The organism is Amycolatopsis sp. NPDC114484 (assembly GCF_055633755.1).
Genome location: NZ_JBVKDQ010000021.1, coordinates 1 through 15,515 on the forward strand (window position 1 = coordinate 1; position 15,515 = coordinate 15,515).

Consider the following 15,515-nt stretch of genomic DNA (forward strand, 5'->3'; position numbering starts at 1 on the left):
GTTGCGTGGGGCACCCCGAAGCTGATTGTGATGACGGTCTTGGGGTGCTTGTCAAGGCGGGAAAGATGCCTTGACAAGCACCCCAAGACCGCATTTTGGCTTCGTATCGGGGTGCGGGGGTGGTGTGGGTGCTTGGCTAGTTGGGTTCGCGGGTGTCGGTTGGCGGGTGGTTGTGGAGAGTTTCTTGTGGGAATGCGGGTTCGTGTTCCTCGTGACTGCTGTGGGGGCGGCGCAAGCGACCGTGTTGGCAGTGCCGCCCGGAACATCGAACTCCCCGTGCCGTCCAAGGCGGCATCGGCGACCTCGCTGGCCACAGGCATCCGTGCGGGGTCAGTTCAGCCGGGCGGCGCCGGCTTTCCACTCGTCTTCGAGCATGGCGTAGACCAGTTCGTCGGTCCATTCGCCTTTCACGATCTCGTTTTCCCGCAGCCTTGCTTCCTGCCGCATGCCCAGGCGCTCCATCAACGACGCCGACGCGGTGTTGCGGCCGTCGCAGCGGCCGATGATCCGGTGCAGGCCCAGGTCTTCGAAGCCGAGCCGCAGGACTTCGCGGGTTGCTTCCAGGGCCAGGCCTTTTCCGTGGTGGTCGGGGTGGAAGACGAAGCCGATCTCGCCTTGGCGGTGTTCGGCGCTGAGGTATTCGAGGTTGAGGTCGCCGATGAGCTGCCCGGTTTCGGCGAGTTCCACGGCGACGGCGAGGAACTGGCCTTCCTCCGACAGCGTCGCGCTGTGGACGCGCTTCGCCAGCGCGGCCGCTGATTCGGCGCGGCTGCGCGGTCCCCAGTAAAGGTAGCGGACGACGTCCGCGCGGGACTGGAACGAGTTCAGGGAATCGAGATCGTCGTCCCTGAAGGGGCGGAGGAGCAGGCGTTCGGTGCTGATCGGATAGTCCGGCCTGAGCATCCTCCAAGCCTAGCGACTTCTGCCGCTCCGGAGGAACCGCCGCGGTGATCGCGGAGAGGGGGCAGTGCGCTGCGGCACCGGAAAGCGGACATGGAAATTCCCGGGGCGCCTCCTGGACGCCGTCAGCGTCCAGGCTCGAGCCGGACCGGTGCTCGAGAACCCCGGGAACCCGGTGACTGCCTGGTATTCGTCAGCAGGCAGCACGTGAAGCAGGCGATGAGCCGAAGGTGGCTCTGTTGCATCGCTGCTCAAAGTCCCAACACGTGCTATCCGCTAGCGGACAGCCACCTCACGAGTCCTGTGTGAATACAACTTAGGACCACCTCCTCTCTCGTGTACTGCCACGCTAACCGCGAACCTCTCGGTACGGCAACATCATTTGCGCGGTTGTCCATCGGCCGGGACGGGGCCGGGCTGGCAGTGCGGGCAGCACCAGGTCGGTCGCTGGTACTGTCCGTCGCCCTGCTGGCGCACCAGCAACGGGCCGCCGCAGCGGAAACAGCCTTGGCGGGTGCGTTCGTAGACCCAGGTGCGCCGGCCGCGGCGGAGGTCGCCGGTGGTGGCCTGTTCGTGCCGCCACGCGTTGGCGACCAGCAGCTTCCGGGCGAGTGCCACCGCCCGCGCCGGGTCCACTTCGGACACTGGCGTCCACGGGGAAACCCGCAGCAGGAAAGAGATCTCGCACTTGTACAGGTTGCCCACGCCGGCCATGACGCGCTGGTCCAGCAGGGCGTCGCCGAGTTCCCGATCCGGTTTCGCGGCAAGGTTGGCGGCGGCCAGCGCGGCGTGCTCGTCTGTCCATTGTGGATCCAAGAGATCCGGGCCGAGGTGTGCGACGAGGTCGTGTTCCTCGGCGGTGGGCACCAGTTTCAGGTCGTGCAACCGGAAACCGATCGCTTGGACGTCGTCGGTCATCAGCACGACGCGCGCGTGGTGAGCGGGCATCGCCCACTTCGCGCCCGCGGGCTGGATCTTCCACGAGCCGTCCATCCGCAGATGGCTGTGCAGGGTCAGGTCGCCGGAGAAGCGCGTGAAGAGGTGCTTGCCGACAGTGCCGACGCCGTGCACTTCGCGGCCCGCGAGGTCCACAGTGGCCAGTTCGGGATGCCGGAACTGACCGCGCACCAACGTTTTCCCGGCGAGCGCGCGGTCGAGCAGCTTTCCGGCCAGGAATACGGTGTCGCCCTCGGGCACGGTTCAGCCCGCGGTTTCCGACACTTCCGCCTGCGCGGCTTCTTCCTCGGCGCGCACGCGGTGCCGTCCGGCGCGGTTGGAGCGCAGGATCTTGGCGAGGACCATGTTGAAGGTCAGCGCGATCTCCTGTGCGCCAGGGGAATGCCATTCGTGGATCGGGCTGCACGCGCCCTGTGCCTGCTGCACCGCGAGCCGGTCCGGGATCGCGGTCGGCATCACCAGGGAGCCGAAGTTCTCGCGCAGTTCCGCGACCCGGAACTGGTGCTCGTAGGACCGCACGCGCAGCTTGTTCACCAGGACGCCGATCGGCCGCAGCGCCGGATTGCCGTCCTCGCGGATCCGTTCGATCGCTTCGAGCGCGCGCTGGGCGCCCGCGACCGCATACATTGTGGGCTCAGTCACAATAAGCGCGCTGTCGGCCGCCACGAGCGCCGATTTCGTGAGCCGGCCGAGCGACGGCGGGCAGTCGATGATCGCCAGCTCATAGGGTTCCTCGCGCAACGGGTGCTGATGCAGCTCGTCGAGCGCGCGGGAAAGGTTCTCCAGGCGGCGGCCGTCGGAGTCGGGTTCGTTGAGGGACTCCAGCTCCTCGGCGCCGACCAGCACGTCGATCTCCTCGCTCCACACGCTGGGCGCGATCGCGCGTTCGAGGACGGCCCGCGCGGGCGTCTCGAGCACGTCGGCGAGCGTCGCGTCGGTGAACGGCGGGTCGAGCGAGGTGGTGGCGTTGCCCTGCGGGTCGAGGTCGGCTACGAGCGCGCGGGTTCCCCTACGCAGCGCGGCCGACGCGATACCGAGCGCGACCGTCGTTTTGCCGACGCCACCCTTGAGGCTGAGAACGGCGACCGTGTGCACTCGACCTAGCCTACGGGCCGCCCGCCGGGGCGGTAGCCCGGAAGGTGGCGAACGCCGCTGCGGCGCCCACGCGGGTCACGGCAAGTGACCGGTGGCCATTACCCTGTCGGCCATGAAGACCGACACCGTGGCCGCCCGGGGTTCGGGCGCTGTTCGCCGGGCGCTCGAGGCCGAACTGCGGGCCGCCCGCGCCCGCGGCGTTGAGCAGCCGGTCGTCGTCGACGTCGGCGGCGGGAGCGGCGGCTGGGCGGTGCCGTTCGCCTCGGCCGGATGCCTGGTCACCGTGGTCGAACCGAACCCGAACGCGCTCGCGACGCTGCGCCGGCGCGCCGAGGAGGAGGGCGTCTCCGGCCGGATCACGGTCATCGCGGACGACTCCGACGCACTGGGCGCGCACGTCCCGGCCGGGTCGGCGGACCTGGTGCTGGCGCACGGCCTGCTGGAGGTCGTGGACGACCCGCGCGCGGTGCTCGACGCGCTCGCCGCGGCCGTCGCGCCGGGCGGTGCCGTGTCGGTGCTGGTGGCCAACCGCACCGCGGCCGTGCTGCATCGCGCGCTGGCCGGCCGGATCTCCGAGGCGCAGCGGCTGATGGAAGGTTCCGACGGGGTCGTCGCGGGGGACACCGTACTGCGCAGGTACGACAGTTCCGGGCTGACCGAGTCGCTCGTGGCCGCCGGCCTGGAGGTCACGCTGCTGCAGGGCGACCGGGTGATCTCGGACGTCGTGCCGGGCGGGGTCCGCGAGGACGAGCTGGCCGAGTTCGAGCTGAGCGCTTCGGCGGTGCCCGCGCTGCGCGACGTCGCGGGCCGGTTGCACGCGATCGCCCGGCGGGGCTGAGAAGCCGGTCCGTAGCTGTGCCGCGGTGCGGGAATCGTCCCCGCGGCCGTGCGGACCACCCGTAAGCGTGGTCGCCGGGCTTCGAGCGCCGGGAATTGTCGGTGGCGGCAGGTAGCGTCCGGAGGCGTGGGGAGAAACGCCGAACTGCCGAGCGGGATGGGCCGCTATCGCGTCACCACGGGCGCGACCGAGCTGCCGGACGACACCGGCTGCTCGATTCTGCACGTGGACATGGACGCCTTCTTCGTGTCGTGCGAACTGCGCACGCGGCCGGAGCTGGCGGGCCAGCCGGTCGTCGTGTCCGGCGGCGGCCCGCGCTCGGTCGTCGCCGCGGCGAGCTATCCGGCGCGGCGCTTCGGCGTGCGCTCGGCGATGCCGTTCGCCACGGCCAAACGGCTCTGTCCGCAGCTGGTGTGCATCCAGCCGACGCCCGGGCTGTACGGCGAGGTGTCGCGCGGGGTCATGGGGATTTTCCGGCAGCTGACCCCGCTGGTCGAGCCGCTGAGCCTGGACGAGGCGTTCCTGGACGTGGGAGGCGCGCTGCGGCGGCTGGGGGCCACTCCGGGCGTGCTGGGGGCGCGGATCCGGGAGCGGGTGCAGGCCGAGCACGGGATCGCGTGTTCGGTCGGGGTCGCGAAGGTGAAATTCGTGGCGAAACTGGCTTCCGGGATGGCCAAACCGGACGGGATGGTGATCGTCCCCGCGGCCGAGACGCTGGAGTTCCTGCACCCGCTGCCGGTGTCGGCGCTGTGGGGAGTGGGGAAGCGGACCGAGGAACAGCTGCGGCAACACGGCTGGCACACGATCGCGGACATCGCCGCCACCCCGCCCGCCCGGCTGCGGCGCGCGGCCGGCCGGGCCGTCGGGGAGCACCTGTGGGCGCTGGCGAACGGCCATGACGACCGGGCCGTGGAGCCGGAGTCGGAGGAGAAGTCGATCGGGGCCGAGCACACCTTCGACGTCGACGTTCTCAACCGCGACGAGCTGAGCCTGGAGCTTCTGCGCCTGTCCGAACGGGTCGGGGCGACGCTCCGGTCGCGCGGGCTGCGCGGGAGGACGGTGTCGATCAAGGTGCGGTTCGCCGATTTCCGCACGATCACCCGCGCGCGCACCGTGCTCTCGGCGACGGACGTGGCCCGGGACATCCACCGCACGGCAGTCGAGCTGATGACCGAGCACGCGCCGACGGGAGCGATCCGGCTGATCGGGGTGCGGGTGGAGGGCCTGGACACCGGGGACGAGGGGGAGCAGCTGTCGTTCGCGAACGACGAGCCGCGATGGCGAGACGCCGAGGTGGCAGCGGACGTGGCACGCCTGAAGTTCGGCTCGGCGGCGATTCGGCCTGCCTCGCTGCTTTCTCCTCGGGAGGAGTGAGGCCGGGGGCGTGCGGGAGCGGAAGGTCCCGTGAGGTGAGGCTGGGTGCGTGGGGGAGGTTCGGCGTGGTGAGGCCGGGGCGGGAGGTCCCGTGAGGTTAGGCCCGGGGGGTGTGGGAGTCCGGCGGGATGAGGCCGGGGGCGTGTGGGAGTCCGGCAGGAGGGTGCCGGGGGCGTGCGGGAGTCCGGCAGGGTGAGGTCGGGTGCGTGGGGGATTCGGCATGGTGAGCCGGGTGCGGGGGTTCGGCGGGTGAGCCTGGGTGCGGGCGAGGGGTCCCGCGAGGTGCGGCCGGGTGCGTGTAGGGGGTCGGCCGGGTGCGGGTGAGGGCTCCGGCGGGGGTGAGACCGGGTGCGGGCGAGGGGCCGGTCGGGTCAAGGCCGGGTTCGTGCGAGAGGTTCGGCGGGGAACGAGGTCGGCCTTTCCCGTGCGGCGAGTCCCACGGGAAAGGCGAGGTCGGGTTCGCCCAGGGGAGCGAGCCGGGTTTGGCGCTGGTGAGGTTTCACGGAGGTGGGGCCGCTCGTGTTCCCCCGGGATGCTCGTGTTCCCCAGGGAGAGGACGGGCTGGGTTTCGCTTCCTCAGCGAGGCGGCGGGCTGGGTTTCGCGGTTGGCCGGTGCTGGTCCGCGCCGCACGTCGTTCGCCGGTCCGGCAGCGGCGCGGGCCGTGCTCTGTCTGCGTCCGGTCGGCCGTCGCTGCCTTGCCGCGCCCGGCTGGGGTCTGCCGGAGCATCCCGGCCGATGCTGCCGGGCTTGACCGCTTTGCCGAGTTCGCGGGCAATTCACCGAGATGAGCGCTTGGCTGGCAACCGGCGTCCAGCGAGGGGGCGTCGGGCGGGCTGGGAAATAGGGGTCGGCGGTAGCGCTGAGTTAGGTCGCGCCGGGGTGTTCGTGCGGTGGGGGATTGCCGGGCTCGGCGAGGGTCGGGTGAATAAGTCGCGGACGGTATCGATCGGCGGAAGATCGCGTCGGCGAGGACGTCGGCAGGCCGGGTGGTCCGCGCGAGGACAGTTTCTCTCCGTGACGAGGGACCCCGCGCGGGGGAGGCCGAAGGGGCGGGGGAGAGGTTTGAACTGCGCCGAAGGGGGTGACTTCCGTCGCGGTGACGCACTGTCAACCCGCATCTTGCGGGATTTCCCCCGATTCGATCATTTCCGGATCGGGGATCGGGTAGTCGGACGAGCGCGGGGCTCGTATCCTGGACAGTGCCACCCCGCCTGGGGTTGGCTGTTGGGTCCAGGACGTTGCGCGGCCCGGCGCCCGCGACAGCTGTGCCGGAGGAGGAAAGATGCCACTCTCCGAGCATGAGCAGCGGCTGCTCGACCAGATCGAGCGCGAGCTCTATGCCGAGGACCCCAAGTTCGCATCCACGGTGCGAGGCACCCGGTTGCGCCGACCCGCGCGCCGTCGGCGCATCCAGGGGATCGCCCTGTTCGTGGTGGGCGTTGCACTGCTGGTGCTCGGCGTGGTGATCCCGGTGTTGCGGGTCGCCGACGTGCCGGTGGTCAGCGTGCTCGGGTTCCTCGTGATGTTCTTCGGGGTCATGATGGCCGTGACGTCGCTGCGCCACAGCGACAGCGGCGGCAAGGACAGCCATGACGACGGAGGCGGCGGGGGGAAGCCGTCCGGCCGCAAGAGCTCCTTCACGCAGCGCATGGAGGAACGTTTCCGCCAGCGCTTCGAAGGCCAATAGCACGACGGCGAATCCGCGCTTCTCCCCTCGGGGCGGAGCGCGGATTCTCGTGCGCGGGCACGGACTGCACCGGCTAGCGGGACACGGGTTCCCGAACGTGCGGGCGGCGCGTGCTCGGTCTGCGCCATCTCCGGGAACGCGCGGCCGGGAAACCGGGTGTGCGGTATCGGCGAGGGATCGCCGACGATGCTCAGCGCAGCCGGGAAACCGAGTGTGCGGTATCGGCGGGGTGATCGTCGACGACGCTCAGCGCGGCCGGGAAACCAGGTGTGCGGCGTCGACGGTGGATTGCCGACAATGCTCAGCGCGGTGCTGGATCCGGCCTGCCGTGGAAACGGTTCTGCGGGAATGTCGCGACCGTGACGGCAGCCCCGGCTGAGTCGGGTCTGTCTGCGGTGACCTCGACTCGTACGGCTGCGTTGCCGGTTCGAGTTCAAGGACGCTGAAGTCGCGCAGACCGGAACGGCCGGGAAGGTCGCCGTGGATTGCCGAGTCTGACGTGCCGGGCTTGTGGCATCGGTTCAAGCGGGCTGGTCGCGTCCAAGGTCAGGCTGGGTGCGTCGGGAAACGGCGTCCGGTGCCCAGCCGATGGGCAGGATCGGCCCGAACGATCGCTCGGCTGTTCCGGCACCTGCGCTGACAATCCAACGGATCAGGAAATCTCGGCCTCGATCTGAGCAAGATGCGCGGCAAGGATCTCCTCGAACGCGGCCCGGCGGTCTGCCCCGAGGGGGCGGACATCGCGGGCGAAGAGGGCCAGAGCGGGGAAGCGTTCGGGATCGGCGCCGAGCACGGCGACGCGGAACTGCTCCAGTCCCTGCTCGTACTCCTCGGCGGTAATGGTGCTGACGCCCGCCTCGGACGCGATCAGCGCGGCGAGGAGCAGCACGACCCGGTGGTAGCGCACCGGGACCTGCTCGTCGGGCAGGCCGGACGCGCGCAGGGCCTGCAGCAGTTCCTCCATGACCAGCCGGGATCCGGTGCCGCCGGACGCGTAGCGGCCCCACACTGTCGCGAGCTGGGGCTGCTCGCCGAAGGCCTCGTGCAGGCGCAGGCCCAGTGCGGTGATGCGCTGCTTCCAATCGCCTTCGGGGCGGTAGCCGTCCATGGCGGCCAAGAGGATCCGGTCGGCGACGGCGCGCAGCAGTTCGGTCTTGTTTCGGAAGTGCCGATAGAGGCTCGAGGGATCGGTCCCGAGCGCCGCGGCGAGTTTGCGCACGCTGAACGATTCGGCGTCGCTCGTGCGCAGCAGATCCTCCGCCGTGTCCAGGATTTCGTCGGTCGACCATCGCCTGCGGCCAGTCATCTCGCCCCTTTCGCCCGGCCCAGCATAACCTATGCACTTGTCAATGCACACACCGTGTGCATAATGAGGACAAGGCGCTGGGTTTGCCCTGAGACGCACTCGGCGCATCGACTGGGGAAGAAGGAAACATGACCGAACTCGCGACACGACCGCCGGAGCCGGACTTCGCGGCGATCACGACCGAGGAACTGCTCGTCTACCGAGACGCGGAGAACCGCTTCCGGGCCTCCGGCGCGGCGCGGGCGATCCTCGGAGAGCCGGACCCGGGCGCCGCGATCGAGTGGCGGAAGATCGCGCTGCCCGGCCGCGACCTGCCGGTCCGGGTCTGCCGGCCGACGTCGGCTGGAGCCGGAACCGGCCTGCCGCTGGTGGTCCACGTCCACGGAGGAGGCTTCGTGGGCACGGCGGCGCAGTGCGACTGGACCAACAGTCACGTCGCCGCGCGACTGCCCGCCGTCGTCGTCTCGGTCGAGCACCGCCTCCTCGCCCCGGGCAGCCCGCTCGCGGACGCCGCTGACGACGGCTGGGACGTGCTCCGTCACGTGCTGCGGCAAGCCGCGGAGTGGGGCGTCGACCCGGCGCGCGCGGCCGTGTTCGGTGAGAGCTGCGGAGCGCTGATCAGTGCTCTGACGGCCGTCCGCGCCAGGGACGCCGGTCTGGAGCTCAAGGCGCAGGTGCTGGTCAACCCGGTCGCCGACGTGACCGGGACGATGTTCGACCACCCCTCCATGACCGAATACGCCTACCGCCCGTCCCGGGCCCTGCCGCTGCTGCAACTCTTCCAGCGGCTCGCCGTCCCGCCGGGAGCCGACGCCGGGGCCGTCTCGCCGTTGTACGCCGACGACCTGAGCGGGCTCGCCCCGGCGCTCGTGGTGGTGCCGACCCAAGACGCGGTCGCCGACCACGGTCGCCGCTACGCCGCGCGGCTCCGCGAGGCAGGAACCTCGGTGCGGCTCACCGAGTACCCGGGCGCGAAGCACGCATTTCTGACCCTGCCGGGGGTGGAACCACAGGCCGAGGCTGCCCAGGCAGAAATCCTCGCGTTCCTCGGCGCAGCGCTGGCGAAGTGACGGAGGCGCGCTTTCTTGGCCGTCCTCGCGACGATCGCTCCCTGACGACGCGGCCGTCTCGCCAGTTCCGCGTCAACCGGACCGGAAGCTCACCGCCGTCGGCGAAGCACTGACCTCGGGAACAACCGTCCCCGCATCGACAACGGAGCTGTCTGGCGCAGGCTGTCCCGCAGCTGCCCGAAAGCAGGCTCCAGCGTCGCGTCCGGGGCCGGTTCGTCGCTGTACCAGCTGCGTTCCACCGCGCCCAGCACAGTGCGCAGCGCCTCCCGGCCAGGCTCGTCCAGCCGGTGGCGTTCGGCGATCTTCCCGCCGGCCACGCGGACCGTGTCGCTGTCGGAGATCGGCAGGTCCCGGTCCGCGCACTCCGCCTTCAGCTCGCGCCACGCCGCGTCGGCCGCGCCGGGGGAGTGCGTCGCGATCGTTTGGAGGTGGCGGCGGCGCACCAGGTCCCGGATCGCGGCGGGGCCGCCGATCGCCGCGAGGACCACCACGACCACCGCGGCGAACCACCACGACACCGTCCCGGCGAGCAGGCCGATCGCGGCGACCAGCAGGACGGCTCCGGTCAGCGGCAGCCACAACGCGGCCAGGTGCAGCGGAGTCGGGGCGGTGACTGGGTTTCTGACCAGCACGTTGCCGTCGGGATCAGCCCCGGGTGGAACACCGGACGGGGTCAAGCCGGGCCGGGGGCGGCGGCGCAGGAAGTACGACGCGGCTACGGCCGCGGTGCCCAGGACGGCGAGGGTCAGCGCGAGCCAGGTCAGCCAGCTGTCGTCCGGGGTGGTGTCCGCGGGCGCGGCGGGGGTGGCCTGGTCGTGGTTCTTGTCGGCCGCCGCGCCGGTGGACGGGGAGGCCGAACGCGGGGCCGTCGGGAGGTTGTCGGTCGCGTTGGGCTGTTGCGGGTTCTGGGTGTTCTGCTGCAGGTACGGCGGGACGATGCCGCGTCCGTCGGCGAGCGGGGTCGGGTCGAAGCTGACCCAGCCCTTGTCGCCGAAGTACGCCTCGACCCACGCGTGCGCGTCCTGCGAGCTGATCGACTGGTAGTCGCCCTTGGAAACGCCCGGGGTGAAGCCGATCGCGACGCGCGCGGGGATGTGCGCGACCCGCAGCATCACCGCCATCGCCGACGCGTATTGCTCGCAGTAGCCCCGTTTTCCCTTGAGGATGAAGTCGGCGAGAGCGTCCGCGTCGGTGGCGTCGGCGGTCTTCGTGTCGTACACGAAACCGTTCTGCGCGCTGAAGTACTGCCACAGCGCGGTGGCCCGGTCGAAGTTGTTCGTCTTGCCCGAGGTGAGCTGGTCGGTCAGCGCCGAGACCCGGCGGTCGACCTGGCCGATCCGCGTGTACAGCGCGGGGACCTCGTCGGATTTCGGCGCGGTGTCCCGCAGTTCCGCGGCGGTCGGCTCCTTCAGCGACGCGGTTTCCACGTAGGCCGGGGCCGGTTCGCTCGCCGTGGTGAACACCGAGCCGCTGACCCGGTCGTACAGCCACTGCGGCGGCACCCCGCGCAGCGCGCGCGGGGCTCCGTAGACCGGCAGCCAGTTGTCGACCCAGCGCGTCGGCTGGATCTGGATCTGCCGCGACACCCCGGTGCCGTCGTCGCCGGGCGCGGCGGGCAGCGTGCTGTTCGCGAGCACGCCGGTCTGCGCCTGGCCGCCGGCGCGCAGGCCCCAGCCCTTGTTCGGGGTGTAGGTGTCCAAGGTGAACGCGCGCATCAGCCGCCGGTCCGGGCCGAGGCCGCGGACCTGGAACAGCTCGGTGTTCTGGCCCTGGTCGAGCAGTCCGCGCAGCTGCGTGAACGGCGCGATGCCGAACCCGCCGGTCCCGTCGCCGTCGCCGCCGGGACCGGAGCCGAACGGGATCTTGCCGACGGTCCCGACCACGGTGATCCCGCCGCCCAGCAGGCCGAGCACGATCGCCGAGCTGACCACGGCGACCGGGGCTTGCGCGAGCCGCAGCATGCTGCCGGACCCGGGCGCGTCCCGGTTGCGCCAGCGGCGGTGCCGGTGGTTGCCGTCGAGGGCGAGCAGGCAGGCGAAGGCTCCCGCGCCGAGCACGAACGTCCACCACGGCATCAGTTCGTCCGACAGCGCCGCGGGCACCGCGTACACGCACAGCAGCACGAGCCCGGTCGCGGCGGGCGCGGCGGCGGCGACGGCGAGCGTGTCGACCAGCACCGCGACCAGGCCGACCGCGATCGTCACCAGGCACAGGATCGGCTGCGTGCTGTCGACCGGCGGGAGGCCGGTCCGGATCTGCTCGGCCGCCGCGGCGAGCGTGGCCTGCAGTTCGCCGAAGGCGGTGGGGCCGGGGAAGATCGTGAGGACGCCCTGCGTCGTGAACGCCCCGGTGATGAGGAACAGCAGCACGAGCAGCTGCCCGAACCCGGCGACGACGGTCGGCGCGCGCAGCGAGCGCAGCGCCAGTCCGGTGCCCGCGACCAGCACGACGGCCACGAAGAGGTACCCGAACCAGGCCCATCCGGAGACGACGCTGGTCAGCGAGGTAGCCGCGCACAGCGTCGCGAGCCCGGCGGCGATCGGCGGCAGCACGCTGCTCCGCCACGCGGGCGGGGGATCGGTCGGCTGCGGGGTGGGCGTGTGCGGGATCGGCGGCGCGCCGGAAGGGCGGGGAGCGGTGGTGGTCATCGGTTCCCCCTGCGTGCTCGTGCGCGGCAATCCCGGTTGGCACCGTGATTGCCGCGCACGACGGTCTTCGTCAGCTTCATCGCGTCCCGCCGATCACCGTCGAGCGGTGGGTGCCCGCGCGGCACAGCAGCCCCCACACCTCGGGCATCGGCGTCGTCGGACCGGCCACCACGACGCCCCAGCCGGCCCCGCGCAGCAGCTCCGCCGATTCCTTCGTCGCCGCGGCGAGGTGGTCCGGCGAGGCCGAACCCGCCCAGGTCGGGGTGTCCAAGAGAACGGCGAGGCTGCGGACCCCGCGCGCCCGGTAGCGAGTCAGCTCGTGCACCGATTCCGCGCTCACCGTGCCCAGGATCGCGATCAGTTCCTGTCCTTCGGCCGGATCGTGGCCGAGCGTCACGTCCCGCTGGTGCGCCGGCTGGAGCGCGGCCAGCGCGTCGAGCACCAGGTTGTCGTAGCCTTCGCCGCCGTCGCCGGGGGAGTCGGCGAGCGAGACGCCGTGTTCGGTCACCAGCCGGACCCGGTGGCCGGTCCGTCGCAGATGCAGCGACACCGAAGCGGCGAACGACACCGCCCACTCCAGGCTGGCCGTCGGGCCGCTTCCGTGGTGCGCCGCCGCGCGGTGGTCCAGCAACACAGTCGTGCCGCCGCGCCACGGGCGTTCCTCGATGCGGACCATGATCTCGTCGCGGCGGGCAGTCGAACGCCAGTGGACCTTCCGCATGTCGTCGCCGGTGCGGTAATGCCGGACGATCACGTCCGGCTCGCCCTGCCCGGAATGCAGCCGGACGCTCCCGTCGTCGCCCGCCCCGGCCCCGGCGCCGCCGGGCAGGCCCCACAACGGCACCACGCGCGGCACGACGACCAGCCGCGAATGGCCGATCAGCTCCCGTTCGAACTCGCAGAGCCCGAACGGGTCGGTGATCGTCGCGCGGAGCGGGCCGACCTGCTGGATCCCGCGCATGGCCGGCCGCAGCGGGTACCGAAGCAGCACGCGCCGGTCGTGCGGCAGCCGTTCGACCACGAACCGCGGGCGGGAGCCCAGCGCGTACGGCACGCCGTCCTCCAGCAGCACCTCGCCGCCGGGCAGCCGTCCGCTGCGCCACAGTTCCAGGTCGACCTCGCCGGCCGAGCCCGCCGCGACCCGGTCCGGGCGCAGGGCGCGCGCGGCGCCGAGGCGCAGCCGGGTCGCCGAGATGTAGGCGGCGACCAGCAGCGGCAGGGCGACCACGAACACCGCGACCCGCAGCAGATCGCGTTCGTTGAGCACCAGCGAGCACACCGCGGCCGCGATCCCGGCGGCGAGGAGGCAACGGCCTCGGGTGGTGAGGCCGGACAGCGCGCGCAGCATGCGGATTCCCTACTCGGGTAGCGGGACGCGCCTCAGCGGGCCGAGCCCTGGGGGACGGGAACGCGGTGCAGCACCGCGCGGACGACGTCGGTCGCCGAACGGCGGGCGGCGTGCGCCTCGGTGGTGAGCACCAGCCGGTGCGCCAGCACGGGCACGGCGACCGTGTGCAGGTCGTCGGGCACCACGTAGTCGCGCCCGGACAGCGCGGCCTGCGCCCGCGCGGCCCGGACCAGGTGCAGCGTCGCGCGCGGCGACGCGCCGAGCCGGATCTCCGGCACCTGCCGGGTCGCCGACACGACGTCGACGGCGTACCGGCGGACCTCCGGCGCGATGTGCACCTCGCGGACCGTCTGGATCAGCCGCAGCATCGTCTCGCCGTCGGACACCGGGGTCAGGTCCGCGAGCGGATTGTGCCCGGAATGCTCGTCGACCATGGCCAGTTCGGCCTGCTGGTCGGGGTAGCCGATGGACACCCGCGCGGTGAACCGGTCGCGCTGGGCCTCGGGCAGCGCGTAGGTGCCCTCCATCTCGATCGGGTTCTGCGTCGCGATCACCATGAACGGCGCGTCGAGCGTGTACGTGCTCGTGTCGACCGTGACCTGGTGCTCCTCCATGCACTCCAGCAGCGCGGACTGCGTCTTCGGCGAGGCCCGGTTGATCTCGTCGCCCACCACGATGTTCGCGAACACCGGGCCGGGCCGGAACTCGAACTCGCCGGTCTGCCGGTTGTAGATGGAGACGCCGGTGACGTCGCTGGGCAGCAGGTCGGGCGTGAACTGCACGCGGCTGACGGTGCAGTCGATCGAGCGCGCGAGCGCCTTCGCGAGCGAGGTCTTGCCGACGCCCGGCACGTCCTCGACGAGCAGGTGGCCCTCGGCCAGGAGGGTGACCAGGGCGATCCGGATGACGTCCGGCTTGCCGACGAGGACGCGCTCCACGTTCGCGGCGATCCGGCGGGCGGTGTCGTGCAGTTCGCCGAGCCCGGCCGCCGGGACCCGCGCCAGCCCGTCCGCGGACTCGACCGCCGGGTACGGCGGCTGCCCGGACCCGTTGCCGTGACCTCCGGCGGGGGAAGCGGACTGGATTCTCGACGTCACTCGACCTCCTGGTGGCGCGATAGCTGGACGCGAACCGGCGGGGATGCGCGCCTTGTCCAGCGTTCTCCCCAGTGTGTCAAACCCGGGAGAACTGGGCGGCGGAACCCCGAGATCGTTTCATGGTGACGCCCAGCCACCCCGGCGCTCCTTCTTACGGGTGATTATGAGGCATTTTCAGGTGATCCCGCTGACCGTATGCACTGTCGTATGCTCCGAAACGAAGTCGCCCGACCACGGTTCGACGTCGGAAGAGGTGCATCCGGGCATGAGCGAGGCCGAGGCGGAACGGAAAGCCGGGCTCCCGGGACTGTCCGGCGGCCGGTTCGCGGTCACGCCCGAGCTGGCGTCCGCGACCTACTCGAAGCTCGGCGAGCTGCAGGACGTCGTCGGCGAGATGGTCCGCGAGGCCGCGGTGCTCGGCCGTTCGGTGCCGCTCGGCGGCGGGTACGCCGGCGAGGTCGGCGCGTTCATGGCGAAGTACGGCCTCGGCCGCGACGGGTCGGCGGTCGACCAGCTCACCGCGTTCGGGAAAGAGATCGCCGGGCTGAAAAAACGCATCGGCGGCGCGCTGGAGAAATACCGCGACCAGGACGGCGAAGCCGCCGAGGGCGTGGACTGCGCCGGTGGCTGACCGTTTCGCGGCGCGCGCCGCGCTCCTTTTTCTCCCGCTGGCCGGGCTCGCGGCGCTGGTTTCGTGCGGCCGGATGCCCGGCATCTCGCACGCCGCGCCCGCGGACGGAGGTCCTCCGGCCCCCGCGCCGTCGTCGTCGGCTTCGGCCGCGTCGCTCGCCAAGCTCGACCCGTGCGCGCTGCTTTCGCCGCGGGACCGGTCGTCGGCCGGGCTCACCGGGCAGGGCAAGCCGAAGACGATCGGCGAGGCGCGCGCGTGCGACTGGACGGTGCCCTCGACGTTCGGCGTCACCGTCACCCTCGACGAGACCAACGGACTGGCGAACCTCGACCTCTCCGACGGCAAGCGCACGAAGAAGGACGTCGGCTCGCACCAGGCGGTGCAGGTGTCCGGCCGCCGCGGCACCTGCGCGGTGCTGCTCGACGTCGGCGGCGCGCAGAGCGTGCAGGTCGACGTCAACAACGCGAACTTCGCCGACTCCGACCTCGCCTGCTCGCGGGCGGGCGACGTGGCCGGACTGCTCGAGCCGAAGCTGCCGTGAACCCCGTGCGAGGAGGAAAGTC

At 71.5% G+C, this 15,515-nt stretch carries 13 protein-coding genes; 6 read left to right on the top strand and 7 right to left on the bottom strand.

Translation table 11 applies throughout. The annotated features are described in order from the left end of the window. Positions 1 to 330: 330 nt before the first annotated feature. The 3 genes from ACZ7SW_RS36160 to ACZ7SW_RS36170 all read right to left on the bottom strand — a co-directional run bounded on the left by ACZ7SW_RS36160 (position 331) and on the right by ACZ7SW_RS36170 (position 2,952). On the bottom strand, positions 331 to 903 hold the full coding sequence (locus ACZ7SW_RS36160; protein WP_470234862.1) for a GNAT family N-acetyltransferase: 573 nt from the start codon (positions 901 to 903) through the stop codon (positions 331 to 333). Positions 904 to 1,278: 375 nt separating this feature from the next. Next, positions 1,279 to 2,097, bottom strand: a complete 819-nt coding sequence (locus ACZ7SW_RS36165) for a DNA-formamidopyrimidine glycosylase family protein (protein ID WP_470234863.1) — start codon at positions 2,095 to 2,097, stop codon at positions 1,279 to 1,281. A 3-nt stretch (positions 2,098 to 2,100) separates the two neighbouring features. Then, positions 2,101 to 2,952, bottom strand: coding sequence for a ParA family protein (locus ACZ7SW_RS36170; protein ID WP_470234864.1), 852 nt, complete (start codon positions 2,950 to 2,952; stop codon positions 2,101 to 2,103). A 112-nt stretch (positions 2,953 to 3,064) separates the two neighbouring features. Here ACZ7SW_RS36170 and ACZ7SW_RS36175 point away from each other — a divergent pair, with 112 nt between their 5' ends. The 3 genes from ACZ7SW_RS36175 to ACZ7SW_RS36185 all read left to right on the top strand — a co-directional run bounded on the left by ACZ7SW_RS36175 (position 3,065) and on the right by ACZ7SW_RS36185 (position 6,852). Continuing rightward, the gene (locus tag ACZ7SW_RS36175) at positions 3,065 to 3,790 is read left to right on the top strand and encodes a methyltransferase domain-containing protein (protein WP_470234865.1); all 726 of its coding nucleotides are present in this window, start codon (positions 3,065 to 3,067) and stop codon (positions 3,788 to 3,790) included. Positions 3,791 to 3,946: 156 nt separating this feature from the next. Beyond that, positions 3,947 to 5,164, top strand: coding sequence for a DNA polymerase IV (dinB, locus tag ACZ7SW_RS36180; protein WP_470234965.1), 1,218 nt, complete (start codon positions 3,947 to 3,949; stop codon positions 5,162 to 5,164). 1,283 nt (positions 5,165 to 6,447) lie between these two features. Then, positions 6,448 to 6,852, top strand: a complete 405-nt coding sequence (locus tag ACZ7SW_RS36185) for a DUF3040 domain-containing protein (protein ID WP_451998853.1) — start codon at positions 6,448 to 6,450, stop codon at positions 6,850 to 6,852. Positions 6,853 to 7,504: 652 nt separating this feature from the next. Here ACZ7SW_RS36185 and ACZ7SW_RS36190 read toward each other — a convergent pair. After that, positions 7,505 to 8,158, bottom strand: coding sequence for a TetR/AcrR family transcriptional regulator (locus ACZ7SW_RS36190; protein WP_470234866.1), 654 nt, complete (start codon positions 8,156 to 8,158; stop codon positions 7,505 to 7,507). Positions 8,159 to 8,286: 128 nt separating this feature from the next. Here ACZ7SW_RS36190 and ACZ7SW_RS36195 point away from each other — a divergent pair, with 128 nt between their 5' ends. Then, complete coding sequence (locus ACZ7SW_RS36195; RefSeq protein WP_470234867.1) at positions 8,287 to 9,228, top strand: alpha/beta hydrolase; 942 nt, start codon at positions 8,287 to 8,289, stop codon at positions 9,226 to 9,228. Between the two features lie 89 nt (positions 9,229 to 9,317). On the opposite strand, the gene ACZ7SW_RS36200 is transcribed toward ACZ7SW_RS36195, so the two are convergent. From ACZ7SW_RS36200 to ACZ7SW_RS36210, 3 genes are all read right to left on the bottom strand, one after another. Next, the gene (locus ACZ7SW_RS36200) at positions 9,318 to 11,876 is read right to left on the bottom strand and encodes a transglutaminase TgpA family protein (RefSeq protein WP_470234868.1); all 2,559 of its coding nucleotides are present in this window, start codon (positions 11,874 to 11,876) and stop codon (positions 9,318 to 9,320) included. A gap of 76 nt (positions 11,877 to 11,952) precedes the next feature. After that, on the bottom strand, positions 11,953 to 13,224 hold the full coding sequence (locus tag ACZ7SW_RS36205) for a DUF58 domain-containing protein (protein WP_470234869.1): 1,272 nt from the start codon (positions 13,222 to 13,224) through the stop codon (positions 11,953 to 11,955). A gap of 32 nt (positions 13,225 to 13,256) precedes the next feature. Then, a complete protein-coding gene (locus tag ACZ7SW_RS36210; protein WP_470234870.1) occupies positions 13,257 to 14,321 on the bottom strand; it encodes an AAA family ATPase in 1,065 nt (354 codons plus the stop codon). Between the two features lie 265 nt (positions 14,322 to 14,586). Between ACZ7SW_RS36210 and ACZ7SW_RS36215 the strand changes: the two genes are divergently transcribed. Both ACZ7SW_RS36215 and ACZ7SW_RS36220 read left to right on the top strand, forming a co-directional pair. After that, positions 14,587 to 14,952 carry a hypothetical protein gene (locus tag ACZ7SW_RS36215; protein ID WP_470234871.1) on the top strand — a complete coding sequence of 122 codons (366 nt, stop codon included), beginning with the start codon at positions 14,587 to 14,589 and terminating at the stop codon, positions 14,950 to 14,952. Further along, a complete protein-coding gene (locus ACZ7SW_RS36220) occupies positions 14,945 to 15,493 on the top strand; it encodes a DUF3558 family protein (RefSeq protein WP_470234872.1) in 549 nt (182 codons plus the stop codon). Before ACZ7SW_RS36215 ends, ACZ7SW_RS36220 begins: the two co-directional genes overlap by 8 nt. Positions 15,494 to 15,515: the final 22 nt, after the last annotated feature.